The organism is Stenotrophomonas sp. WED208 (genome assembly GCF_040984485.1).
GTDB lineage: Bacteria > Pseudomonadota > Gammaproteobacteria > Xanthomonadales > Xanthomonadaceae > Stenotrophomonas > Stenotrophomonas riyadhensis.
Window position 1 is genome coordinate 2087781 of record NZ_JAZARB010000001.1, and the last position, 25119, is coordinate 2112899.

At 67.0% G+C, this 25119-nt stretch carries 21 protein-coding genes; 13 read left to right on the top strand and 8 right to left on the bottom strand.

The window, feature by feature from the left end:
• Nucleotides 1-116 precede the first annotated feature (116 nt).
• The 8 genes from VPH47_RS09285 to VPH47_RS09320 all read left to right on the top strand — a co-directional run bounded on the left by VPH47_RS09285 (nucleotide 117) and on the right by VPH47_RS09320 (nucleotide 9598).
• Nucleotides 117-3242, top strand: coding sequence for a TonB-dependent receptor (locus VPH47_RS09285; RefSeq protein ID WP_368850591.1), 3126 nt, complete (start codon nucleotides 117-119; stop codon nucleotides 3240-3242).
• Nucleotides 3243-3269: 27 nt separating this feature from the next.
• Nucleotides 3270-4025: a Slam-dependent surface lipoprotein gene (locus VPH47_RS09290; protein ID WP_368850592.1), complete on the top strand. Its 756-nt coding sequence runs from the start codon at nucleotides 3270-3272 to the stop codon at nucleotides 4023-4025.
• 59 nt (nucleotides 4026-4084) lie between these two features.
• Nucleotides 4085-4849, top strand: a complete 765-nt coding sequence (locus VPH47_RS09295; protein WP_368850593.1) for a Slam-dependent surface lipoprotein — start codon at nucleotides 4085-4087, stop codon at nucleotides 4847-4849.
• Between the two features lie 90 nt (nucleotides 4850-4939).
• Nucleotides 4940-6394: a porin family protein gene (locus VPH47_RS09300; protein WP_368850594.1), complete on the top strand. Its 1455-nt coding sequence runs from the start codon at nucleotides 4940-4942 to the stop codon at nucleotides 6392-6394.
• Between the two features lie 149 nt (nucleotides 6395-6543).
• On the top strand, nucleotides 6544-6948 hold the full coding sequence (locus VPH47_RS09305) for a response regulator (protein WP_110714327.1): 405 nt from the start codon (nucleotides 6544-6546) through the stop codon (nucleotides 6946-6948).
• A gap of 9 nt (nucleotides 6949-6957) precedes the next feature.
• A complete protein-coding gene (locus VPH47_RS09310) occupies nucleotides 6958-8553 on the top strand; it encodes a sensor histidine kinase (RefSeq protein ID WP_368850595.1) in 1596 nt (531 codons plus the stop codon).
• A gap of 70 nt (nucleotides 8554-8623) precedes the next feature.
• The gene (locus VPH47_RS09315) at nucleotides 8624-8965 is read left to right on the top strand and encodes a type II toxin-antitoxin system prevent-host-death family antitoxin (protein WP_110712500.1); all 342 of its coding nucleotides are present in this window, start codon (nucleotides 8624-8626) and stop codon (nucleotides 8963-8965) included.
• 3 nt (nucleotides 8966-8968) lie between these two features.
• On the top strand, nucleotides 8969-9598 hold the full coding sequence (locus tag VPH47_RS09320; protein ID WP_110712499.1) for an AAA family ATPase: 630 nt from the start codon (nucleotides 8969-8971) through the stop codon (nucleotides 9596-9598).
• Nucleotides 9599-9694: 96 nt separating this feature from the next.
• Here VPH47_RS09320 and proP read toward each other — a convergent pair whose 3' ends face one another.
• The 3 genes from proP to VPH47_RS09335 all read right to left on the bottom strand — a co-directional run bounded on the left by proP (nucleotide 9695) and on the right by VPH47_RS09335 (nucleotide 11887).
• Nucleotides 9695-11182: a glycine betaine/L-proline transporter ProP gene (gene proP, locus VPH47_RS09325; protein WP_110712498.1), complete on the bottom strand. Its 1488-nt coding sequence runs from the start codon at nucleotides 11180-11182 to the stop codon at nucleotides 9695-9697.
• Nucleotides 11183-11445: 263 nt separating this feature from the next.
• Nucleotides 11446-11574 (bottom strand): hypothetical protein, encoded by a 129-nt coding sequence (locus tag VPH47_RS09330; protein ID WP_256202341.1) that lies wholly within the window; start codon nucleotides 11572-11574, stop codon nucleotides 11446-11448.
• A gap of 85 nt (nucleotides 11575-11659) precedes the next feature.
• Nucleotides 11660-11887 carry a hypothetical protein gene (locus VPH47_RS09335; RefSeq protein ID WP_121503426.1) on the bottom strand — a complete coding sequence of 76 codons (228 nt, stop codon included), beginning with the start codon at nucleotides 11885-11887 and terminating at the stop codon, nucleotides 11660-11662.
• Between the two features lie 162 nt (nucleotides 11888-12049).
• On the opposite strand from VPH47_RS09335, the gene VPH47_RS09340 reads away from it, so the two are divergent.
• Complete coding sequence (locus VPH47_RS09340) at nucleotides 12050-12466, top strand: host attachment protein (protein WP_049448044.1); 417 nt, start codon at nucleotides 12050-12052, stop codon at nucleotides 12464-12466.
• 110 nt (nucleotides 12467-12576) lie between these two features.
• On the opposite strand, the gene VPH47_RS09345 is transcribed toward VPH47_RS09340, so the two are convergent.
• The gene (locus tag VPH47_RS09345; RefSeq protein WP_368850596.1) at nucleotides 12577-13140 is read right to left on the bottom strand and encodes an NUDIX hydrolase; all 564 of its coding nucleotides are present in this window, start codon (nucleotides 13138-13140) and stop codon (nucleotides 12577-12579) included.
• A 248-nt stretch (nucleotides 13141-13388) separates the two neighbouring features.
• On the opposite strand from VPH47_RS09345, the gene VPH47_RS09350 reads away from it, so the two are divergent.
• Nucleotides 13389-15734, top strand: coding sequence for a GH92 family glycosyl hydrolase (locus VPH47_RS09350; RefSeq protein WP_368850597.1), 2346 nt, complete (start codon nucleotides 13389-13391; stop codon nucleotides 15732-15734).
• Between the two features lie 422 nt (nucleotides 15735-16156).
• On the opposite strand, the gene VPH47_RS09355 is transcribed toward VPH47_RS09350, so the two are convergent.
• The gene (locus tag VPH47_RS09355) at nucleotides 16157-17536 is read right to left on the bottom strand and encodes a sensor histidine kinase N-terminal domain-containing protein (RefSeq protein WP_368850598.1); all 1380 of its coding nucleotides are present in this window, start codon (nucleotides 17534-17536) and stop codon (nucleotides 16157-16159) included.
• Entirely contained in the window at nucleotides 17529-18203 is a 675-nt protein-coding gene (locus VPH47_RS09360; RefSeq protein WP_071227978.1) for a response regulator transcription factor, read from the bottom strand. Before VPH47_RS09360 ends, VPH47_RS09355 begins: the two co-directional genes overlap by 8 nt.
• A gap of 62 nt (nucleotides 18204-18265) precedes the next feature.
• Between VPH47_RS09360 and VPH47_RS09365 the strand changes: the two genes are divergently transcribed.
• From VPH47_RS09365 to VPH47_RS09375, 3 genes are read left to right on the top strand one after another with little or no spacing between them, the layout of a single operon-like run.
• Nucleotides 18266-19513 carry a TolC family protein gene (locus VPH47_RS09365; RefSeq protein WP_368850599.1) on the top strand — a complete coding sequence of 416 codons (1248 nt, stop codon included), beginning with the start codon at nucleotides 18266-18268 and terminating at the stop codon, nucleotides 19511-19513.
• Nucleotides 19510-20682: an efflux RND transporter periplasmic adaptor subunit gene (locus tag VPH47_RS09370; RefSeq protein ID WP_368850600.1), complete on the top strand. Its 1173-nt coding sequence runs from the start codon at nucleotides 19510-19512 to the stop codon at nucleotides 20680-20682. The genes VPH47_RS09365 and VPH47_RS09370 overlap by 4 nt, the downstream gene beginning before the upstream one ends.
• A complete protein-coding gene (locus VPH47_RS09375) occupies nucleotides 20679-23756 on the top strand; it encodes an efflux RND transporter permease subunit (RefSeq protein WP_180853942.1) in 3078 nt (1025 codons plus the stop codon). Before VPH47_RS09370 ends, VPH47_RS09375 begins: the two co-directional genes overlap by 4 nt.
• A 124-nt stretch (nucleotides 23757-23880) precedes the next feature.
• Here VPH47_RS09375 and VPH47_RS09380 read toward each other — a convergent pair whose 3' ends face one another.
• Both VPH47_RS09380 and VPH47_RS09385 read right to left on the bottom strand, forming a co-directional pair.
• Nucleotides 23881-24195, bottom strand: a complete 315-nt coding sequence (locus VPH47_RS09380) for a hypothetical protein (protein WP_032129447.1) — start codon at nucleotides 24193-24195, stop codon at nucleotides 23881-23883.
• 79 nt (nucleotides 24196-24274) lie between these two features.
• Nucleotides 24275-25015, bottom strand: a complete 741-nt coding sequence (locus VPH47_RS09385; protein ID WP_164161888.1) for an SDR family oxidoreductase — start codon at nucleotides 25013-25015, stop codon at nucleotides 24275-24277.
• Nucleotides 25016-25119 lie beyond the last annotated feature (104 nt).

Consider the following 25119-nt stretch of genomic DNA (forward strand, 5'->3'; position numbering starts at 1 on the left):
GTGCCCCGTTGTCTATAGAGGTATAGCCAGAGCGAAACACCGTTTTTCCTCAAGCCAGAGACACCACCGGCACCGGATGTGCCCGTGGTCCCGCCACGCTTGAGGAGTTCCTGTCCATGCCGTCCACGGCATCCGCCTGTCATCGTCGCGCCACCGTCCTGGCCCTGGCCATCTCCACCGCATTGCTGCCGCTGGCCTGGGTGCCGGCCGTGCAGGCGCAACCGGTGGTCGTCGCGCCGCTGCGCCAGTACACCATTCCGGAGCAGCCACTGGCTGATGCCGTGCGTGCCTTTGGCCGCCAGGCCGACGTGCAGGTGGTGTTCCGCAGCGACCTGGTGGAAGGCCGCCGCTCCAGTGCAGTGAAAGGCGAGTACAGCCAGATGCAGGCCCTGCAGCAGCTGTTGCGCGGCAGCGGCGTGCGCGCGCAGCGCGGCATGGACGGCACCTGGAGCCTGCGGGCCGCAGCGGAGGCGGGTGAAGGGGAAGGGGAAGGGGTGCGGGTGACCGAGACGCTGGACGTGGCCGGTCGCCTGCAGTCGGAAGGGGGCGAGGCCCGCGATCGGCGCGGCTACGATGATGTGTTCGCGCTGGACCTGACCACGGCGTATTCGGGGCGCGACCGGGTGGAGCGCTACCGTGGCTCCAACCCGGCCGACGTGGTCAAGGATCTGGTCGGCGTGTTCAGTGGCGATGCGCGCAACAGCGGCGCGCTGGACATCAACATCCGCGGCATCCAGGGGCCGGGGCGGGTGCCGGTCAGCATCGACGGCGGCGAACAGGCGCTCACGGTCTGGCGCGGCTACAACGGCGTGAGCAACCGCAACTACATCGATCCCAACCTGATTGGTGGCATCCAGGTCATCAAGGGGCCAGGGCTGGTGCGCGATGTGCACAGCGGGATCGGTGGTGCGCTGGTGATCAAGACCATCGACGTTGACGACATTGTTGCTGCCGGCGAACGCTTCGGCGGGGAGCTGAAGATCGAAGGCAGCAGCAATGCGGTGGCGCCACGCCTGCCGCGCCTGCACACCGGCGAGGATTACCGCACGGTGCCGGGGTTCCCGCAGGGCTCGCCGAACTCGCCCTATGATGACCGCACCCTGGTGGTGCCGGTGAAGTCGCGCAGCGGCAACAACCCCTTCGATGGCGAAGACCAGGCCTGGCGGTTGGCACTGGGCGTACGCGGCGACAACGTCGACCTGATGGCTGCCTACGCCTGGCGCAAGCGCGGCAACTATTTCTCCGGGACCCAGGGCAGCGCCTACTACGACCAGGACCGGCGTGAGCAGTTCGAGTACCAGGGCATCGACTACATCACCACGCTGGCGCGTTACTTCAAACCGGGCGATGAAGTGCCCAATACCTCCAGCGAACAGGAGTCCTGGCTGGTCAAGGGCAGCTGGCAGATCAATGACGACCAGCAGCTGAAGGCCACCTGGCGGCGCACGTTGTCGCACTACGGCGAGATCATGCCGTCGCGCATCCTCTCGGCGCCGGACTATGGGCGCATCCAGTGGCCGCTCAGCCGGGTTGCGTCCGATGCCTGGAACCTGGAATACCGCTTCCAGCCGGCCGGCAGCCGCTGGCTGGACCTCTACGCCAACCTGTGGCGCACCGAGACGGACAGCGATACCTACAGCGCTGGCGGCTTCCCGAACTTCGCCCCCGGCAATCCGGACTGGAATGCCGGTGCCAGCCCGATCCTGCGCAACACCGCGCTGGCGAATGCGAGCAACGACCGGACCGGCCTGACCCTGAGCAACCGCTTCGCCCTGCATTCGACCCTGGACCTGACCCTGGGCGGCAACTGGCAATACGAGAAGCTCGGTTCGCGCGACCCGTATTTCGGCCCGTCCGATGGTTGGCGCATGTACCCGCGTGCCGGCCGTCGCCAGGAGGGCGAGGGCTACCTCACTCTGGAATGGCGTCCGGTCGACTTCCTGACCCTCAATGCCGGCGTGCGCTACAGCCGTTACTGGGCGTTCGACGACTTCCTGCAGGCCCACCCGGAACTGCAGACGACCTCGATCGTGCCGCGCGAAGCGCAGTACCGGGTGAATGAACTGCCGCCGCGCCCGGACAGCCTGCAGGGCGAGATCGACGCGATCGAGAGCGAGCGGGAATTCTGGAACAGCATCGGCATGGGCTGGATCGTCGATCAGTCGCTGGCCGACCTGCTGCGCAAGTACGAGACACCCATGGAGGTCCAGCACGGCATTCCCTGGTTGCCCGATGCCAATGGCAACTACAGCCGGGCCACCAATCCCTGTCTCAACGGCCAGGTCGCTGCCATCCCCGGGCTGCTGCCGATGGTGCTCGGTACCGACATCCGCTGCAGGATCGGGGGCGGGGCGATGCAGTCGGTGGCCGGGCGCAATGAACGGCACCGCGATCACGCCTGGTTGCCCACGTTCTCGGCGACGGTGCGTTTCTCGCCGGCCGCCCGTGCCTACCTGCGCTACAGCGAGGCGGTGCGCTTCCCCAGCATGTTCGAAAGCACCATTGCGTTCTCCAGCAGCCTCAATCCGCTGTATCCGCTCAAGCCGGAGCATGCCTACAACTACGAGCTGGGGTATGTGCACAACCTTTCCAGCCTGTTCGGCAATACCGCCGACGCCGACGTCAAGTTGGCCTACTACGTGCACAAGACCCGCAACGTGATCGAGCGCGATGCGTACTTCATGTTCGACAACATCGACAAGCAGACCATCCGCGGCCTCGAACTGCAGGCGCGTTTCGACAACCGGCGCTTCTTCACCGATCTGGGCATCAGCCGCATCCTTGAAAACGAAGTCTGCGATGAAAGCTCGGCGGTACGGCTGGATGCGGACCAGGGGCGGGTGCCCAACTGCGTCCAGGATGGCTTCGTCAGCGGCTATCTGCTGACCCAGGCCACGCCGAAGCTGTCGGTGAACTGGTCACTCGGCACCCGCCTGTTCGATGAGCGTCTGGAACTGGGCAGCCGCATCGTGCACTACCAGCGGCACGACAATCCGGACCTGCAGGCCTACCGCGACCGCCTGGTCGCCGGTGGCAGCAGCCTGCTCTGGCAGAACGTGCCGTTCACCTGGGGAAACATCACCACGGTGGATGCCTACGCCCGCTGGCGCTTCAACGAGCACGCCAGCGTCGAGCTGGTCGGCAGCAACCTCGGCAACCGCTACTACGTCGACCCGGCAACACGCTCAACGCTGCCTGCACCGGGCCGCACGATCAAGCTTGGCGTCACCGCGCGCTTCTGAGTTCGCCTTCGACAGGGAGAAGCATCCATGAAACAGCACCGCACCCTTGTACTTTCGATCTGCCTGCTGGCCGCCATGCCGGTCATGGCCGCCGATATCGCTGGCGGGCAGAGCCCGGCCCAGGACGGCGTCCATTACATCAATGCCGGCGAATCGACACTCAACGCCGGTCCGCACCGTTCCGGTCGCGCCGGCATTTCGTTGGGGGCGTATGCCAACGCGGCACGAGTGGACGTGGCCAGCCTGGTGCCCTACGCCACGACGGTGGTGCGTGGCGCGACCACGGTCCGCACGCTGGGCCCGGACGCAGGCCTGCCGTTCCCCGCCGCTGGCGTGGGCCACTTCAGCTTCGTGCAGGTGGGCAATGCAGATGTCTGGTTCGGTGAATGGTCATCCAGTGGCGCGCAGGCGGGCTTCAATCACCGCCAGGTGTTCTTCGTCGGTGACCGTGCCGGTACCTCGCTGCCAGCAGGCGTCGTTACCTACACCCTGGCTGGCATCAACCGCTTTGACGGCAGCGGCGTGCTGGAAGGTGCGTTGCGGGCGAATTTCGATACCGGCACCGTCACCGCCGGCCTGGTCGGGACCGGATACAGGCTCGCCGCGAGCGCCACGCTGGATCGCAGCACCGGTGCGTTCAGCGGTTCAGCCGTTGCCAACGGTTCGATCATCGGTACCAGCAGCGGCCAGTTCTTCGGCGCCGGTGCCAGTGCCGTGACCGGCATCGCCACCTTCGCCGGCAACAGCCAGTTCGATACGTCCTTCGGCGGTCAGCGCAACTGATCCGCCGCCGTTCCTCTTCGTGTTGTACCCGTAGTTCCCTCAACCCAAGGAGCAATACCATGAAAATGATCAACCGTTCCCTGCTGGCCGTCGCCGCTGCGCTGGCCCTGGCCGGTACCGCGCAGGCGGCCGACATCGTCGGCGCTGCCAGCCCGGCGACCGATGCGCAGCTGTACGTCAAGGTCGGTGCGTCGGAAGTCAACGGCGGCCCGCACTCGGCCGGCAAGGCCGGTATCGGCGTCGGTACCGTGTCCAATGCCAAGCCGGTCGATTTCCAGGGCCTGGCGGCCTACTCGGCCCCGACCACCGTCAACGGCGTCACCGTGCGCACCCTGGCCATGCCGATCACCGGTACCCCGGGCAGCCATTCCGGCATGGGCCACTTCAACTTCGTCAAGGTCGGCAGTGGTGACGTGTGGTTCGGCGAATGGTCCAAGGATGGCGCCGCTGGTGGCTTCAACAACCGCCAGGTCTACTTCGTGGGTGACCGTGCCGGCACCACGCTGCCGGCCGGTGTCGCCACCTACAGCGTCGCGGGCCTGAACAAGTTCAACGGCAGCAACCTGCTGTCGGGCACCTTCCGTGCGGACTTCGGCAGCGGCAAGCTGCTCGGCGGCCTGACCGGTGGCGGCCTGGCGATCAACGTCAACGCCAACATCAACAGCGCCAATGCGTCGTTCGCCGGTTCGGCCACCGCCAACGGCAGCGTTGCCGGCACCACCCAGGGCCAGTTCTTCGGCGCCAACGCGGCCGCCCTGGCCGGTATCGCCACCTTCAGCGGCAACAGCCAGTACGACACCGCCTTCGGCGGCAGCAAGAACTGATCGCCACGCCCCTGATGGGGCAGGGCAGGGACAAGCCGCGATCCGCCAGTCCCTGCTTCGGCCCGCTGCATGCACCACCACGGATCGACCATGCGCCATTCCATCTTCCTTGTCGTACTGCTGTTGGCTGCCACCGATGCGCGCGCCCAGCAGGACGACCTTCGACGCGTGCTTGAACAGGGCACCGAACTGCGCCACCAGCAGCAGGACCAGCAGCGCCTGCAGCAGGCCGAGTCCGAGCGGCCGACCATCACCATCGACGGCCAGACGCTGCGCGTGGAGCGCACCGTCGATGATCTCGGCCAGGCGCTCTACCTGTCGCTGCAGCATCAGCAATGGCAGGCCGCCGCTGCGTTCCTTGAGGAGTACATCGAACTGCCGTGGCATGATCCCCTGCTGCGCCACTATGCGCAGGGGGCGCTGGCGCGGGTGGCCGGCGACCATCGCCGCGCGGCGGAGGAGTACGAAGCGCTGCTGGCGGCACAGCCGGACTTCCTACCGGCCCGCCTTGAACTGGCGCGCGTCTACGCCGAGGACCAGCGCGATCGTGATGCGGTCGCGCTGTTCACGGCCATCGCTGCAGGCATCAATGCCGATGATCCAGCCACGGCCGGCGTCCGCGCCCGCGTGGACGGCTACCTGGGTGCCCTGCAGGCGCGCCAGCGCTGGAAAGGCGCGCTGTCCGCCGGCCCGGCATGGAGTGACAACATCAACCGCAGCTCGGCCAGTCGCACCTGCCTGTTCGGCGTAGGCGACGCCTGCATCATCGAACGGAAACTGCCCGACGCACAGCGCGCGGCGGGCCTCGACTACGACGCCAGCCTGGAACGGCGCTGGGTACTCGGCGGGCATCATGGGCTGTACGTGCGTGGTCTTGCCTTCGGTCAGGCATGGCGCGGGCATAGTGCGTACAACGAGCTCAATGCCAACGTGCAGGCGGGCTACAGCTGGCGTAGTGCACGGCAGACCGTGATGCTTGCCCCCAGTTATGACTACCAGGGCCTGGGCAATCATGCGCTGCAGGGCGGCAGTGGCGTGCACGGGGAATGGCAGTACGGCCTGGATGCACGCAGCCTGCTCAAGCTGGAGGCCGACTGGAAGCGCCAGCGGTATCGCCAGCAGGGCCTGGCCAGCAACTACGACGGCGAGCTGGCATCGCTGTATGCCACCTGGTTCCGCGCGCTCAATCCGCGCTGGACGGTCTTTGCCGGGCTGGATGTCACCGACAGCAGCGCTGCCGACCCGGCCAACGGCTACCGCCAGCGCGGCCTGCGGCTGGGCGCGGCACGGCAGTGGAGCGGCACCACGGCCACCGTGTTCATATCGCTGCGCCATCGCGATTACGATGCCTGGAGTCCCCTGCTGGAAGCGCGCCGGCAGGACGACGAACAGAACCTGATCGCCATCGTGCGCAGCGAGCGCCTGGCCGTGGCCGGGCTGGTGCCCAGCCTGAGCCTGCGCTACGCCCGCATCGACAGCAACGTCGGCTGGCTGTACAGCCATGACCGCAGCCTGCTCAGCCTGAAGTGGGAGCGCGCGTTCTGAGCCTGCGCCCAGTGGTGTCCATGCAACGACGGAGTGAATACGCTCTGCGCGGAGTCTTCATCGATCATCACGCGCTCTTGTAGGGCCGATCGCGCATCCTGCCCGCGTGGCGACCGCAGGCGGGTCGCGTGCATCGAGGAGTGCAGGGCGTGCTGGAAGCAGGTAACAAACCAGAGGGCCTGAAAGGGTTGCGTGTGCTGGTGGCGGAAGATGAATTCGCCATTGCAATGTTCCTGGTCGACTACCTCGAACTGAAGGGAGCGCAGGTGGTGGGGCCTGCCGGTGACCTGCAGGCGTTGGGGCAGCTGGTTGATGCACATCCCATCGATGTGGCCCTGCTGGACATCAATCTGGGCGGCGAACAGGTCTATCCACTGGCCGACCGCCTGGCCGAGGCCGGCACCCCGTTCCTGCTGACCTCCGGCTACGACGACAATCTGCCCAGTCGTTTCGCTGCCGCCCCGCGCTGCACCAAGCCCTATCACATCGAAGCCCTGGTCCAGCAGCTGGCCGGGCTGGTGGCGACGCCGCAGGCTTCTGCGGGCATCGCCTGATCGCGCCGCATGGTGCGCCGTATCGAAGGTCTCCAGGTTGCCGAACCGCGCGGGGCGATGCCACCCGCACTGCGCCTGCATGCCCGCCACGATGGCATGGCGGCCCGCATTGCCCGCCACGACTGGTCGTCCACGCCATTGGGTACGCTGGACCGGTGGCCGCCACACCTGCGCGCCACCGTGGACCTGATGCTGGCCCACGGCTTCCCGATGATCGTGCTGTGGGGCGAGCAGCTGGTGCAGCTCTACAACGACGGCTATGCCGAGATCCTGGCCGACAAGCATCCCGGCGGGCTCGGCCAGCCGACCCGTGAATGCTGGCCCGAGGTCTGGCACATCAACGGCCCACTCTATACCCGTGTCTGGCAGGGTGAGACGCTCACCTTCGAAGACAAGCTGTACCCGCTGGCGCGCCACGGCCGGCTGGAAGACATCTGGTTCACCATCACCTACAGCCCGATCCGTGGTGAGGAAGGGCGCATCAATGGCGTCCTGGTGACCCTGTTCGAGACCACCGCCGCGCATGTGGCGCAGGCAGCGCGCGAGCGCGAGGAGTTGCGTCGCCGCGAGAGCGAGCGCCGTCTGGAGCTCGCCTTCAAGATGCTGCCGGTGGGCCTGTGCATCGTCGACCTTGAAGGTCGCATGCTGTTGTCCAATGACCAGATGCGTGGCTATCTGCCCAGCGGCAAGGTGCCTTCCACCGATGAGGCCAACCAGCATCGATGGCGGGGCTGGCATGCCGACGGCAGCCTCATCGGGCCGGACGACTTCGCCATCGCCCGCGCGATGCGCGGCGAGACGGTGGTGCCCGGGCTGGAGTTCCAGTACCTGCATGATGATGGGCGCGCGCGCTGGACGCGGGTCGCTGCGGCGCCGTTGCGCGATGCCGATGGCGAGGTCAGCGGCGTGTTCGCCATTGCCGTGGACATCGACGATCTCAAGCGCGCCACCGAGCGCCAGTCGGTGCTGCTGGCCGAACTGCAGCATCGGGTGCGCAACATCATGTCGACCATCCACGCCATTGCCTGGCGGACCCGCGCGTCGGTCAGCAGCGTGGACGAATATGCCGAGCGCCTGTGCGGACGATTGATGTCGTTGGCGCGCACGCAGAGCCTGCTGACCCGTGGCGCCAATGCGGGGGTCTGCCTGCGCGGCATGCTGGATGAGGAGATCGCAGCGCAGATGCCGGCCACGGCCGCCTATCGCCTGCAGGGCGAGGAGGTGCTGCTGCCACCGAAGGCGGCCGAAGTGCTGTCCCTGGCGATCCACGAATTGGCGACCAACGCCCTGAGGCATGGCGCGCTCAGCCATGAAGACGGTCGCATCGAGGTGACCTGGGACCTGCAGGTTCAGGCCGGGCAGCCCTGGCTGGGCCTGCACTGGTGCGAGCGCCATGCCGAGGTGGAGGACTGGGAGCTGCCACGCCAGCGTGGCCTGGGCCGGGCGCTGATCGAGCAGCGCGTGCCCTATGAACTGGCCGGCAGCGGCGAGTTGCGCTTCGGCCCGCAGGGGCTGGATGCCTGGATCCGCTTCCCGCTGCGCGAGCGTGACAGCCTGCTGCAGACCGATGCCCCGGGCGCGTCGGGGCCCGGTTCGGGCAGCTGAATGTCCATTTATCCCCAATTGGGCCAAATTGGGCATAATGGCCACAACCGTCGCCGCCTGGAGCCGTGCCATGACCCTGCCGCTGGATCTGCCTGGCCTTGAAAAGGCCCCGGCCTCGTCGGTGAAGACCCGGGGCTGGCCGAGCCTGATGCGTACCGTGCGTGAGAAACAGGCATTGGTCATTACCAACCACAATCACCCCGAAGCGGTGATCGTCGACATCCGCACCTACCAGGAGCTGCTGGCCAAGGCGGCTGGCGGAGACGCCGGAGAGCGCAACGAAGAGCTGCTGCGCCTGCGCAGCGAATTCGACCAGACCCTGGCCGGCCTGCAGCGTGGGGAAGGGCTGGGCAAGGTGCTCGGCCAGCCGATCCGTCGCGGTCGCAAGGTCACCCTCGGCCGTCCGCTCTGACCGATGGGGAGGATCCTGGTGCTGGCCGGCGTCAACGGCGCCGGCAAGAGTTCGCTGCTGGGCACCTGGCTGGAAGCCGAAGGGCTGGGCTGGTTCAACCCCGATTCGTTCACCCGCCGCCTGGTGGAGACCGGCTGGCCGCTGCCTGACGCCAATGCCGAGGCCTGGCAGGAAGGCACCCGCCGCCTGCGCGAGGCCATGGCCGATGGCACGGACTTCGCCTTCGAGACCACGCTGGGCGGCAACACCATTCCCCGCCTGCTGCGCGAAGCCTGCGAACGCCATCACGTTGCGATCTGGTTCTGCGGCCTGGCCACGGTGGAGCTGCATATCGCCCGCGTTGCGGCGCGGGTGGCTGCCGGCGGCCATGACATCCCGGTGGAGAAGATCCATGCGCGCTTCGATTCGGCGCGCGAGAATCTGCTGGAACTGCTGCCCCACCTGGCCGAACTGCATGTCTACGACAACAGCGCGCCCGCCGATGCCGAAGGCTGCGTCGAACCGCTGCCGGTGCTGGCGATGGCACATGGCCAGCTGCAATACCCGGTCTCGGTGGCCGAACTGCTGCACACGCCGGACTGGGCCAAACCCATCGTAATGCGCGCGATGGAGTTGAACGCTGCGCGCGATTGAGGGCGCATGCGTTGTAGAGCCGAGCCCACGCTCGGCTGATCCCCCGTAAGGCAACCGGGCGCGGGCGTGGCTCTACAACGCCGGCTCCGCCGAGCCTCAGGCCGGCTTTACCTGCTCAGGTTCCGCAGCCTCCGGCAGTGGCGGCAGGCTCGGGTCCACCGTCACTGGCACATCGCTCTTCAGCAGTGCGGCGGCTTCCTTGTCGCTGCCGACTGCCGGCGGTGAACCGCGCAGCGGCAGCCCCGCGGTTTCCTTCACGAACAGCATGGTGACCAGGCCGATCACCGCTGCGCCCATCAGGTAGTAGGCCGGCACCAGCGGGTCGCCGGTACGTTCCACCAGCCATGCAGTAACCAGCGGCGTGGTGCCACCGAACAGCGATACCGAGACGTTGAAGGCGATCGACAGCGCGCTGTAGCGCACCGGGGTATAGAACAGGGCCGGCAGCGTGGACGGCATCGAGCTGGTGAAGCACACCAGCGCCAGGCCCAGCAGCATCAGGCCAAGGAAGATCATCCAGTCGTTGCCGCTGCCGACCAGCAGCAGGCACGGAATCGCCAGCACCAGCAGCGCGATGCAGGCGCCGATGATCATCGGGCGGCGGCCCAGCTTGTCACTGAACAACCCGCCGACAATGTTCAACGGCATCATCACCAGCATCACGATGATGATCAGCAGCAGGCCCTTGCTCTCGGCGTAGCCCATGGTGACGCTGAGGTAGCTGGGCATGTAGGTCAACAGCATGTAGTCGGTGACGTTGAACACCAGCACCAGGCCCATGCACACCAGCAGCTGGCGGCCGTGCACCTGGAACAGCGCGCCAAGCCCGGGCCGGTCGTGCTCGCGCTTCTCGGCTTCCTCGGCGAAGGCGCGGAATGCCGGGGTCTCTTCCAGCTTCATGCGCATGTACAGGCCGAGCAGGCCCAGCGGGCCGGCCACCAGGAATGGAATGCGCCAGCCCCAGTCCAGCATCTGTTCGCTGCTCAACAGCATGTGCAGCGCGGTCACGGTACCGGCGCCGGCGATGTAGCCGCCCAGCGTGCCGAACTCCAGCCAGCTGCCCATCAGGCCGCGGTTGCGGTCGGTGGAATACTCGGCGATGAAGGTGGCCGCACCGCCATACTCGCCGCCAGTGGAAAAGCCCTGCACCACGCGCGCCAGCAGCAACAGCACCGGTGCCCAGATGCCGATCCGCTCGTAGGAAGGAATCAGGCCGATCGCAAAGGTACCCAGCGCCATCAGGATCATGGTGAACGCCAGTACTTTCTGGCGCCCATAGCGGTCGCCGAGCGGGCCGAACACCAGACCGCCGAGTGGACGCACCAGGAATGCCACGGTGAAGGTGGCGAAGGCTGCGATCACCTGTGCGGTGGGATTGCTCGACGGGAAGAACACCTGGCCGATGGTGACGGCGAGATAGCCGTAGACACCGAAGTCGAACCACTCCATGGCATTGCCGAGTGCGGCGGCGCCCACGGCGCGCTTGAGCATGGGCTTGTCGACGACGGTGATCTCATCGACCTTCAGGTGGCGGCGGCGTTTGAACCAGCCGAAATGGGCATGTGCCTCGGGCGTGTCCTGCATGGGGGCTCCCTTGTAGGTATGGAATAGGGGAATGGGCGGCGTGGTGTGTCCCGGAAATCGGAAACGGCGATGCAGGCGCAAGTGGCGCAGGGGCATCGGAAGGCGGCGTGGGGGCCGGGGAACGTGTGCAGGCGCAACGCCACGCGCACGGCAAAGCACCGCCGCAACGGCGGAAACGCGGCAACGGGATCACAACGGTCGCGCAGTTGGCAGCCGCGTGTCACATCAGCGTGTGGGGAAGGCAGGCCGTGGGCCTGCGGGCGTCATCCGCCGGGATCCAGCGCGAGGCGATGGAAATGCAGGGCGGGAGCATTCGTGGCAAGCGAAGCGCCGGTCGGCAGTGCTTCCCACGTAACAGGTGCGCCCGTCACGTAGTGGGTCGTGTCGATCATCCGTTCATCATAACGGCATCGGCGTGAGCATGCAGCGAAGCAGGCTGATCTGCACGCTGTGTTCCATCTCGCCTGTTCAGAAGGCTCAGGCCGACTTCGCCATCAAGCCGAACACCGTGCAGGCCATCGCCAGGGCGCCCGGCAGTGCCAGTTTCCGCGTGACCAATGCGGCGCCGATCATCGTGAGTACCGAAAGCATGATGGCCAGGGCGAAGAACGGTTGGCCCTGCAGGAACTGGTGGATGCAACCGGCGCAGCCGGCAATGGCCAGGCTGGTGGCGAAGCAGACGTGGAACAGTGAGCCAGCGTACACAGAGGTTCCTCGCGATGATGGAGGCCATAGCGGCAGGCCTCCGGGCAAATTTAGGGCGGATTTCAGATTGCGATGACGGAATCACATCCTGTACGCGCTCTGGTGACATCGGCGTGCATAAGGTGGAGCGCACACCCACTTTTTGGATTGATGGAGGATGCAATGGCGCGGACGATTCCCGAAGGAACGCTGATCGTGGTTGCCGACGGTGGTTCGGCGCGGGTGTTCACCAACGTGGGCAGCAACCATCAGTTGACCCTGAAGCAGGAAGGCGAGCTGCGTCTGCAGGACATCAGTGAGCAGGGCGTGTCCGGGCAGGGGCCTGCGGGTGCAGTGCCGAAGGACATGTCGGTCTCGCAGCTCAACGAGGCAACGTTCGCCAAGCAGGTGGCCGAACAGCTCAACGAGGATGCCTTGAAGAACCGCTATGCGCATCTGGTGTTGATCGCTGATCCGACCACGCTGGGCCGCATCCGTCCGTTGCTGCACAAAGAGGTCCAGGCACGCCTGCTCGGCGATATCGCCAAGGACCTGACCAACGCACCGTTGGCGGATATCCAGAAGGCACTGGCGGCGTAGCGAGGCCGATCGATCTGCCGTAGCGCCGAGCCCATGCTCGGCTGTCGCGCGGAGCGCGGCGGTTCCGCGCCGCGCAAGACGCAGCCGACGCTATCCCGTCGGTGCTGACCTCACCGCAACGGGTAGAACGGTTCGATCAATCGGGTGCCCGTTGCCTCATCGCCCTTGAATGACAGCTCGAACGCACCGCCCCACAGCGTTCCGGGGTGATCGAGCACCTGCAGGGTTTCCATCCGCAGCGCTTCCATGCCGATCAGCGTCGCTGCCTCGTCGCGGCTCACCCACCGGTATTCCTTGTCCGCGGTTCTCGCCGGTGGCTGCCCGGCCCGCAGGGTGGCGCGATAGTGCTGCCGGAACGACACCGCGTCGTGGCTTGGGTCCGGCGGATCTTCGTTGAAACGATAGCTGTAGATGGCCGCCAGCGTGAACGGCGATACCTGCAGGCCGAGATCCGATGAGAGCTGTTGCAGCGCCTGCTGGATGCTCTGTTTGCGGTTGGCGCGTACAGCGGGTGTCATCCAGCCGCTGCGGTTGTGTTCCAGCAGCAGGTGGTCCTGGTCGTCGGTGACCAGCAGGCGCAGGATGGTGTAGTCGTCCTGGGCAGCACGCGATGGGGCGGGGGGCGTGGGCGGCGCGCCATGGCTGAGCGTTACGACACCCAGCAGGCTTGCCATCACGATCCATCGTGCAGTGCGGATGAGCATGCGTCCTCTCCCGGGTGTGGACGCAGGGTAGGAGGGGGCGGGGTACACGGCAAGTGCCGGTACAGCCGTAGAGGTGAGCCATGGCCGGTCGCATTTCCTGCGGGCGTCAGCCGCGCGAGGGCATGCAGCGGGTGCAAGGCCGATGGCCGCACTGCAACATGCGGCACGGGATGCCCGGTGCTAGCATCCGGCAACCACCTGAATCGATCCAAACGCCGATGCCCACGCTGGACCGTCGTCTCCTGATCGCTGTCGCCGCCACGGCGATGCTCGCTTCCGGCCTGGCGTCGGCCGCTCCCGCCAAAACGGCCGCCGACAGGGCATACGCTTCGGTCGACCCGTTCATTGGTACCGGTGGCGAAGGCCACACCTACCCGGGTGCCACGGTGCCATTCGGCATGGTCCAGCTCAGCCCGGACACACGCATCCAGCCGCGCGAAAAGGCCTATGGCTGGGCAGCCGGCTACCGTTACGACGACAGCAGCATCGTCGGCTTCTCGCACACGCATTTTTCCGGCACCGGTCATTCGGACCTCGGCGACATCCTGCTGATGCCGTTCACCGGCAATCCCGGCCTGGAGCGCGGTGACCCGGAAAAGCCGCGCAGCGGTTACGCGTCGCGCTTCCGCCACGATGACGAGAAGGCTGAGCCGGGCTACTACGCGGTCACCCTGGACGACTACAAGGTGCGCGCCGAACTGACCACCAGCGCGCGCGTGGGCGTGCACCGCTATGCCTTCCCCAAGGGCACCGATGCCAAGGTGCTGCTGGACATGCGCACCAGCATGTACGACTACCCGGGCAAGGTGCTGTGGTCGCGGGTGCGGGTGCGCGCCGATGGCACCGTGACCGGCTTCCGCGAGACGCGCGGCTGGGCGCCGGGCCGCCAGCTGTACTTCGCGATGCGTTTCTCGCGGCCGCTTTCCGGGCATGAGCTGCACAACACCGAGCAGGACATCGTCTACAAGGGCTTCCCGCCGCCGGGCGAGAAGGATCCGGCGCAGCGTGCGCAGATCGAAGGCCGTCAGCTGGTCGGTACCTTCGCGTTCGGCAAGCTGGACGCACCGCTGGTGGTCAAGGTGGCGATCTCGCCGGTCAGCGAAGCCGGTGCCATTGCCAACCTCGACGCGGAAGTGGCCGGCTTCGATTTCGACCGCGTGCGTGCGCAGGCAAGGCAGGAGTGGACGCAGGCGCTGTCGGTGCTGGATATCGAGGCCCCCGAACATGCCCGGCGCAGTGCCTACACCGCGCTGTACCACACGATGCTGGGGCCAACGCTGTTCATGGATGCCGATGGCCAGTACCGCGGCTCGGACAACGCCGTTCACCAGGCCAAGGGCTACACCAACTACTCCACCTTCTCGCTGTGGGATACCTACCGTGCGTTGCACCCATTGCTGACGCTGGTGCAGCCGGAGCAGCGCAACAGCGATTTCGTCAATTCGATGCTGGCCCACCATGAGCACAGCCCGTACGGCATGCTGCCGGTGTGGTCGTTCCATGGTCTGGAAGACTGGTGCATGATCGGCTACCACGCGGTGCCAGTGATCGCCGATGCCTACGTGAAGGGCATCCGTGGCTTCGACGCCGACAAGGCGCTGAAGGCGATGGTCGAGACCGCCAACTACGGTCCCTACGACGGCATCGCGCAGTACCGCGAGCTGGGCTACGTGCCGATCGACGAGGAAGGCGAAGCGGCCAGCAAGACGCTGGAATACGCGTTCGATGACTGGACCATTGCTCGCATGGCACAGGCGATGGGCAAGACCGATGTTGCGGCCACCTTCGACAAGCGCGCCGGCAACTGGCGCAACGCCTTCGACAAGGACACCGGCTTCATGCGCGCACGCAAGCGCGATGGCAGCTTCCGCACGCCATTCGACCCCAGCGCCAGTGGCTACGGCACCGACTACACCGAGGGCAATGCCTGGCAGTACTCCTGGTACGTGCCGCAGGACGTGGCCGGCCTGGCCGCCGCGCACGGGGGCAGCGACAAGCTGCTCGCGCGCCTGGACGAAGTGTTCAACGCCAAGGTCGATCCATCCATCTTTGAGCACATGGAAGACATCACCGGCCTGATCGGCTGGTATGCGCATGGCAACGAGCCCAGCCACCACGTGGCCTACCTGTATTCGTATGCCGGCCAGCCGTGGCGCACCCAGGCGCGCCTGAAGCAGATCATGGACACCCAGTACGCCGACCGCCCCGATGGCCTCGCCGGCAACGATGACGTCGGCCAGATGTCGGCGTGGTACGTGTTCACCGCGCTGGGCTTCTACCCGGTGGCACCCGGCTCGGGCGAGTACATCCTGGGGCGCCCGTTCCTGCCGAAGACCGCGATGCGACTGCCGAACGGCAAGACCTTCACCATCGTGGCCGATGGGCTGGATGACAGGCACACCTATGTGGGCAGCGTGAGCCTCAACGGCAAGCCGCTACAGCGCACCTTCCTGCGCCATGACGAGATCCTGGCCGGTGGCGAGCTGCGCTTCAGCATGCAGGCCGAGCCGAACAAGGACTGGCCGGGGCAGGGCGCGCAGGCGCCGTATTCGATGAGCCGGTGATGGGTTGCGAGTTGGCGTACGGGGATCCCGCTTCTGGTAGGTGCCAACCTTGGTTGGCACACGGGACACCAATGGCGCCAACCGAGGTTGGCCGCTACCGAGCCGTGCTCCCGAGGAATCCCGCTTTGGTAGGTGCCAACCTTGGTTGGCACACGGGACATCAACGGCGCCAACCGAGGTTGGCCGCTACCGAGCCATGCTCCCGAGGAATCCCGCTTTGGTAGGTGCCAACCTTGGTTGGCACGCGGGACGTCAACGGCGCCAACCAAGGTTGGCGTCTACCGAGCCATGCTCCCGAGGAATCCCGCTTTGGTAGGTGCCAACCTTGGTTGGCACACGGGAGGTCAACAGCGCCCACCAAGGTGGGCGACTACCGGGTGGCGTGACCGGGTAGGTGCCAACCTTGGTGGGCACGCAGGACGTCAGCGGGATCGAAACCGCAACCCCACCCGTGCGCCACCGATCGGGGCGGTATCAATCATCAGGGTCGCACCATGCCGCTGTGCGATCTCGGCCACGATCGCCAGACCCAGCCCGCAGCCATCGCCTTCGCTGCTGGCCCGGTAGAAGCGTTCCGTGACGCGTCCGCGTTCGGCCTCGGCAATGCCGGCGCCGTCATCATCCACCCATGCCTGGACGCCTTCGCCATTCTGCTGCAGGCCCAGGGTGATCACACCACGCACGGTACCGTAGCGCAGTGCGTTGTCCAGCAGGTTGCCGAGTGCCTCGCGCAGCAGCTGCGGGTCGCCCTGTACCTGCACGCCGTCGTCGGGTCCGTCGTAACCCAGGTCCACGCCCGCCGCCAACGCACGGTCGGCGTAACGCTCCACCACGCCACGTGCCAGCACGGCCAGATCCACCGGCTGCAGCGGCAGCGCGCTGCCCTGCGGGTCTTCGGAACGGCTGAGCATCAGCAGCTGGTTGACCAGGTGCTGCAGCCGCGCCAGCCCGGCCAGCGTGCCGGACAACGCCAGCTGCTGGGCCTGCGGATCGTGCTGGCGCAATGAACTCTCCAGCTCCACCTGCATGGCCGCCAACGGTGTGCGCAGCTGATGTGCGGCGTTGCTGACGAAGCGGCGTTGCGCCCCCTGCATCGCGTCCAGGCGCTGCAGCAAGGCGTTGTAGGCCTCCACCGCCGGCCAGAGTTCGCGGGGAGCTTCCTGCGCCGGGTCCAGCGGCGCCAATGGATCCGGCCGCGGGCTGGCCAGCTTCCGTGCGACCAGGTTCGCGTGGCGTGCGGCGGCGCCGGTGCCGGACCAGGCCAGCCACGCCGCCAGTGCCAGGATCGCGGCCTGGAACGGAACGCTGGTCAGCAGCAGCTTGCGTTCCAGCCGGTGACGCTTGCGCAGCGTCTCGGCCACGCGCAACCGGATGTCATGGCCCGGCCCGGCGCTGACCACCACTTCGACCATGCGCACCGGCTGCCCACGCAGGCGGGCATCGTAGTAGACCGCATCGTCATCCGCGGCAGCGCTCGCCGGGCGCGGCAATGCTTCGGGCAGGTCGCCATACAGGCGCCCGCCTGCAGCGTCGACCACCTCGCCATGCACTTCGTCGGCGGTGTCCCAGGTGAACATGCGCGATACGGCCGGGGTGATCTCGATCGAGGCGCGGCCATCCTGCACGGTCACCAGCTCGGACAACGACATCGCCGAGTCCAGCAGCCAGCGGTCGTAGACCTGGCCGGCGTAGAAGCGCGCCAGCGCGAACGAACCTACTGCGCTGCACAGCAGCAGCACCAGCAGCGGCAGCCACAGGCGTCGCAGCAGCAGGCCGCGCAGGCTGTGCACGCGCTCAGTCACCCACGGCCTCCAGCCGGTAGCCAAGGCCACGCAACATGCGGATGCCGACGCCGGCGCGCGCCTGTTCCAGCTTGCGGCGCAGGCGGCTGACATGCACCTCGATCACCGACAGGTTGGCCTCGTGGTCCCAGCTGTACAACGCATCGAACAACCGCTGCTTGGTGACGGTGCGGCCCGGATGCTGCATCAACGCTTCGACCAGAGACAGCTCGCGTGCGGTCAGCTCGATGCGCTGGCCTTCCACCTGCACTTCATTGCGGATGCTGTCGAAGCACAGCCGGCCGAGTCGCTTCTGTGCCGGCGCATCGCTGCGGCGGCGTGACAGCGCACGCAGGCGGGCTTCCAGCTCACCCAGTGCGAATGGCTTGGCCAGGTAATCATCGCCACCGCGGTCGAGACCGAGGATGCGGTCCTCCACGCCATCGCGCGCAGTGAGGATCAGCACCGGCAGGGTAGCGCCGTCGTTGCGCAGTCGCGAGAGCAGGTCGAGGCCATCCACGTCCGGCAACGAAAGGTCGAGCACCATGACGTCATATGGGGTACTGGCCAGCGCGGCCGGCGCGTGCAGCCCGCGCGGGAGGTGGTCGCACAGATGACCGGCGCCCTGCAGGGCACGGATCAGTCCATCGGCCAGTGCGGCGTCGTCTTCGATCAGCAGGATTCGCATTGCAAGCTTCGTGCAAGGTTGGGGCAAGTTTGGCGCAAGTCCGTCACCTTACCGTGACGTGCATGAATTTCTCCCCTCGTCTTGCGGTCGTGCTGGCCGCCCTTTTGTGCGCGCCTGCGGCTTCGGCGCTGTCCCTGGCAGAAGCGCAGCGTGCAATGGAAGCGCACAACCCGGACCTGCGCGCCGCGGCACTGGAGCTGCGCGGGGTGCAGGGTGACGCGCAGACGGCGGCGCTGCGCCCGGCCACCGAGCTGTCGATCGGCACCAGCAAGATCAGCCCCAAGCACGGCATCGGCCCTGGACGTTGGCAGGACAAGCGGGTGGACAGCACCGTGGGCCTGGGCTGGACCTGGGAACGCGGTGGCAAGCGCGCATTGCGCGTCCGCCAGGCGGAAGCGCTGCTGGCGGTGGCCGGACTGGACATGCTCGATACCCGGCGCCGCCAGCAGGTGGCACTGCATGAAGCCTATTTCGGCCTGAAGGGCGCGCAGGAGCGGGCGCAGATTGCCGACGCCAACCGGCAGAGTTCGGCCGAGCAGATGGCGGCGGCCGACAAGCAGGTCGCGACAGGGGCGATGGCACCGGTGGATCGCGCGCGGCTGGCGGTGGACGACCTCGCCGTCGCCGACGCGTCACGCGAGGCAGCATTGGATCTGCGCGATGCACGGCATGCGCTGGGCCTGCTGCTGGGCAGTGATGACAGCCGCGACCTCAGTGCCGATGACCCCTGGCCGGATGCCAGCAGCGTGGCCGATGTACGCGCGTTCGACCCGCAGCAGCGCGCCGACCTGCGTGCCGCGCGTTCGCGCCTGGTCGCGGCCGACGCAGGCGTGGCCCTGGCGCGCAGCGAGCGCCATCGCGATATCCAGCTGGGTGTGGAGGCCGAACGTGAGCCGACGGACATCAGCGGTGTTACCTGGGGCGTGTCGTTGACCATTCCGCTGGGGGGGCCGTCGCGCGCGCGCGGCGCGATCCAGCGTGCCGAGGCCGACCGTGACAGCGCCGCGCTGGAGCTGCAGGTGCTGCAGCGCGAAGCACGCGCCGAACTGGACCAGCTGCAGGCCAGCGCGCAGTCCGCCGCACAGCGCCGCAGCGACTATGAGGGACTGCAGTCCGACGCCGCACGCAGGGCGGTGCAGGGCATCGAACTGGCGTACCGGCGCGGTGCCGCCAACCTGACCGATCTGCTGGATGCGCGCCGCAGCTGGCGCGACTTCGAGGGCGCGCTGATCGAGGCGCGCACCGACCATGCCATTGCCCTGGCGCGCTGGGAAGCCGCCACATCCGTTGCCGAAGGAGAATCCCGATGAAGTCCACCGTCGCCCATCGCCCACGGGCGCGACATGCCGTGCTGCCGGCGTTGCTGGCGCTGGCCCTGCTGAGCGGCTGTGGCCGCGAGCCAGCGTCCTATACCGAGGATGCGCCCCAGGTCAGCGCGGGCCAGATCCAGTTTCCCGTCGACAGCCGCCAGCTGGACGTGCTGCGCAGCGAGGCGGTGACCGCCGGCGCCAGCGCCAGCCTGCAGCTGCCGGGCCGGGTGGTCTGGGATGAGACGCGCTCCAGCGCACTGCACACGCCGTTGCCGGGTCAGGTGGCGCGCATCGAGGCGCAGCCGGGGCAGAACGTGAAGGCCGGCGAGGTGATTGCCTGGATCACCTCGCCCGAGTTCGGCCAGGCCCAGGCAGAGGGCGTGCGTGGCCGTGCCGAGCTGCAGCAGGCGCGCAAGGAGCTGGACCGTACCCGTGAACTGCATGCCGCGGGCGTGGCCTCTGGCCGTGAGCTGGATGAAGCCGAGGCGAATTTCGCTGGCAGCCAGGCTGATCATGCACGCGCGACCGCGTTCGCCAGGGCCTACGGCAATGGCCAGCGTGTGGACCAGCGCCTGCCGCTGCGCGCGCCCATTGATGGCGTGCTGGTGGAGCGGCGGATGAGCCCGGGCATGTCGGTCAGCCCCGACAGTGAACAACCCTTGGCGGTGATCGGCGATCCGGACCGCCTGTGGTTGCTGCTGGACATCCCCGAAAGCCTGGCAGGACGGCTGAAGGCCGGCATGCCGGTCAGCGTGCCGGGCGCAGATGGCCAGCCGCTGCAGGCGACCCTGCAGCATGTGGACGATTTCGTCGACAGCGAGCGCCGCGTGGTGCAGGCACGCGCCGAGCTGGACAACCGCGCACGGGGCTTCAAGGCCGGGCAGTACGTGCGTGCCCAGGTAGCATTGCCGGCCGAGGGCGGCGTCTCGCTGCCCGATGCGGCCGTGCTGTTGATCGACGGCAAGCAGGTGGTGTTCGTGGAGGAGGGCAAGGGCCGCTACGTGCGCCACGCCGTGCACGCCGAGGAGCTGGGTGACGGCCGACTTTGGGTGCGTGACGGCCTGGCGGTTGGCAGCAGGGTGGTGGTCGAAGGGGGCCTGCTGCTGCAGCAGCTGGTCGACAGCGCGCCAGCGGCCGCCAGCACCGGCGCGGGGCATGCCGCCCCATGATCGATCGCCTGATTGCCTATTGCCTGCGCCAGCCGCTGATGGTGATGCTGGCACTGCTGTTGTTCATCGGCGGCGGCATCGCCGCGTTCCGCGTGCTGCCGGTGGAGGCCTTCCCGGACGTCTCCGACACCCAGGTGACGGTGGTGTCGCTGCACCCGGGCCGCGCCGCCGAAGAGGTGGAACGCGAAGTGACGATGCCGCTGGAAGTGGCCTTGTCCGGCATTCCGCATTCGGTGCGGGTGTTCTCGCACACGCAGTTCGGCTTGTCGATGATCATCCTGACCTTCGACGACAAGGCCGACGACTATTTCGCGCGGCAGCAGGTGCTTGAACGCCTGCAGGGCGTGGAGCTGCCGGAGGGCGTGACCCCGGAGCTGGAGGCGATGAGTTCGGCGGTGGGCGAGATCTACCGCTACGTACTCAAGGGCCCGCACATGACGCCGACCCAGCTGCGCACGGTGCAGGAATGGACGATGGAGCGCAGCCTGCGCACCGTGCCGGGCGTGGCCGATGTGATCAGCTTCGGCGGGTTCGCGCGCACCTTCCAGGTCAAACCGGACCTGGACAAGCTGCGTGATCGCGGCATCAGCCTCGGTGAATTCGCCGAGGCGCTGGAGAAAGGCAGCTCCAATGCCGGCGGCGGCTACGTGGAGCGTGGCCAGCAGCAGTTCCTGATCCGCGGCGTGGGCCTGATGCGTTCGCCGGGTGACATCGGCAACGTGGTGGTGGCGCAGCGCGGCGGTACGCCGATCCTGGTGCGCGACCTGGCCAGCATCGCCGATACCGGCCTGCCACGGCAGGGCCTGGTCGGCCAGGACGACAATGACGATGCGGTGTTCGGCATGGTGCTGATGCGCAAGGGCGAGAATCCGTCCGACGTGCTCGACGCCCTGCATGCGCGCATCGCCGAGATCGAAGCGAACCAGCTGCCGGCCGGGGTCAGCATCGAGCCGTTCTACGACCGCTCCTGGCTGGTGTCGACCACCTTGAAGACCGTCTTCCGCAACCTGCTGGAAGGTGCGGTGCTGGTGTTCCTGGTGCTGTGGCTGTTCCTGTACAACGCCCGCGCCGCGCTGATCGTGGCGGCGATGATGCCGCTGGCGCTGTTGTCGACCTTCCTTGGCCTGCACCTGTGGGGCGTGCCGGCCAACCTGCTGTCCTTGGGTGCGATGGACTTCGGCATCATCATCGATGGCGCGGTGATCGTCACCGAGCACATCGTCTCGCGATTGTCGAAGCTGCCACCTACGGCTGATCGGAAGACACGGTTCTCGACCATTCTTTCAGCCGCATCGGAAGTGGGCCGGCCGACGTTCTTCTCGATGCTGATCATCATCGCCGCGCACATCCCGATCTTCACCCTGCAGCGCCAGGAAGGCCGCATGTTCGCGCCGATGGCGTACTCGGTGACCTCGGCGTTGATCGGTGCGTTGATCCTGGCGCTGACCGTGGTGCCGCTGTTCTGCTACTGGTGGCTGCGACGGGACCGCATGCGCGATGGCAATCCGCTGATGGACCGCCTGACCGGCTGGTACCGGCCGATCCTGGAGCGTGCGTTGGCCCGACCGCGTGCGGTGGTGCTGACCGCGGTCGCATTGCTGGTGGGTACGTTGGCATTGGGTACCCGCCTGGGCTCGGAGTTCCTGCCCGAGCTGGACGAGGGCTCGATCTGGCTGACCGCCACGCTTGACCCCAGCACCAGCCTGGCCGAAGCACAGCAGCAGTCGCGGCGCATCCGCGAGCTGGTTGGAACCTTCCCGCAGGTATCGACGGTGGTGGCCAAGCTGGGGCGGCCGGAAGACGGCTCCGATGCCAAGGGCGCCAACCAGATCGAGGCACTGGTGGCGTTGAAGCCGGAGAAGGAATGGCCGAAGGGGGTGGACAAGCGGCAGCTGGTGAGCGACCTGCAGCGCACGCTGGAGCAGCGAATTCCGGGGCCGGAGTTCTCGATCTCGCAGCCGGTGCGCGACAACATCCTGGAGAGCATCTCGCAGATCAAGGGCCAGGTGGTGATCAAGGTCAGTGGCTCGGACCTTGACGTGCTGAACCGGCAGGCGCAGGCGATCCTGGGCCAGGTGCGTGGCGTGGAGGGCGTGGAGAGTGCCTTCATCGACCGTGATGGCTCCTTGCCGCAGCTGCAGATCGAGATCGACCGCGACCGCGCCGCGCGCTATGGCCTGAACGTGCGCGACATCGACGAAGTGATCGAGACTGCACTGGGCGGGCGCCAGGTCGGCGAGCTGTGGGAGGGCGACCGCAGGTTCCCGATCACGTTGCGCCTGGACGATGCCGACCGTGACCTGCAACGGCTGCGTACGGTGCCGGTGGGCATCGGCGATGGCCACACGGTGACGTTGTCCGACGTGGCCGACTTCCGCATGGCCAGCGGCGCGATCAATATCTCGCGCGAGAACGCACAGCGGGTCAAGGCGGTCAGCATCTTCATCGCTGGTCGTGACATGGGCAGCGTGGTGGCCGACATGCGTAAGCGCGTGGATGCCAGCGTGCAGCTGCCGGAAGGCTACCGGCTGGAATGGTCCGGTGAGTTCGAGAACCAGCAGCGTGCGATGAAGCGGCTGGGCTGGGTGATTCCGCTGTCGGTGCTGATCATCTTCGTGCTGCTGTTCGATGCCTTCAAGGACATCAGCAGCGCGGCACTGATCCTGGCCAACGTTCCCCTGGCGATGATCGGCGGCATCCTGGCCCTGTGGCTGACCGGCATTCCGCTGTCGGTGTCGGCGGCCATCGGCTTCATTGCATTGTTCGGGCAGGCGGTGCTGAACGGCGTGGTGATGCTCAGTCGCTTCGCCCAGCTGCGCGAGCAGGGCATGGACCTGCTGCAGTCGGTGGTGCAGGGTTCGCTGCAGCGCCTGCGTACGGTGCTGATGACCGCACTGCTGGCGATGTTCGGCCTGCTGCCGATGGCGACCTCGCATGCGATCGGTGCAGAGACCCAGAAGCCGCTGGCGGTGGTGGTGATCGGTGGCCTGCTGTCGGCAATGCTGCTGACCCTGCTGGTACTGCCGACGCTTTACTACTGGGTGCACCGACGCCGCGAGGCGCGGACGGGCTGACGATAGTGTAGAGCCGAGCCCATGCTCGGCTGCTTCTGGCTTCTGGCTTCTGGCTTCTGCGCGAAGCGCAGCCGAGCATGGGCTCGGCTACAGTAGCGCCACGACTCGAGCGGATCCGCCAGCCTTACTGCGCCACGCCCTGCCAGGCGATCATCATCGGTACGATCAACAGGCCCAGGCAACTGACGCACAGCACCGTCGTGGTGATGTGGAAGAGCCAGAAACGGCCTGGCGTTTCAGCACGCCATACCTTCTTGGCGATGTTGACGCCCCAGATCGTAAAGCCATCGGCGATGCCACCCAGGAAGAAGCAAAGGGTGGCCAGTGCCCACAGCACCCAGATCAGCGCCATCGCCAGATTGCGTACGTCGCCACGCAGCGAGGACCACAGCACCAGCGTCGCCAGCGCCAACAAGCCTCCCAGCAGAAACGTGATCATCCAGAGTCGATACCAGATGCCCGGCCTTTCCATGCGCGTGCCCCCTCCGTTTGGCCGAGCATAGCCAGTCCGGTGGTCCTTACACCATCCCGCCATTGGCGCGCAGCACCTGGCCGTTGATCCACCCGCCATCAGCACCGGCCAGGAAGGCCACCGCACCGGCGATGTCCTCCGGCGTACCCAGCCGCTCCAGGGGATTCATCTTCGCCAACCGCTCGATCAGCTCCGGTGACTTGCCCTCCAGGAACAGGTCGGTGGCGGTCGGGCCGGGCGCCACTGCATTCACGGTGATGTTGCGCCCGCGCAGCTCCTTGCTGAGGATCGCGCCCATCGTCTCCACCGCCGCCTTGCTGGCGGCATACACGCTGTAGTGCTCCAGTCTGATGCCGACCACGCTGGTGGACAGGCTGATCAGGCGGCCACCGTCGCGCACCCGTCGCGCGCTCTCGCGCAGCACGTTGAAGGCGCCTTTCAGATTGATCCCGATCACCCGCTCGAACAGGGCATCGTCGCTGTCGGCCAGCGGCGCCAACTGCAGCACGCCGGCACTGTTCACCACTACGTCGATACCGCCGAAGCGCGCCTCGATGGCGTCGAACAGCTGGCGCACCGCCTGCGGGTCGGCCACATCGGCCTGCAGCGCGATGGCCTGTGCGCCGGTGGCGTTGAGTTCGGCGGCCAGTGCCTCGGCATCATCGCGGCGGCCGGCATAGTTGATCACCACGTCATGGCCATCGGCGGCGAGCCGCCGGGAAATGGCGGCACCGATGCCGCGGGAACCACCGGTGACCAGGGCGATGCGATTGGGGGAGGTGGGCATGATCCGGTCCAGCAGGCACGCCGGAGTGGCGCAGGGCCATCTTCGCCACATCCATGTTCCGGATAATCATGCATAATCCGCCAACATCATCCGGATAGCCGAAT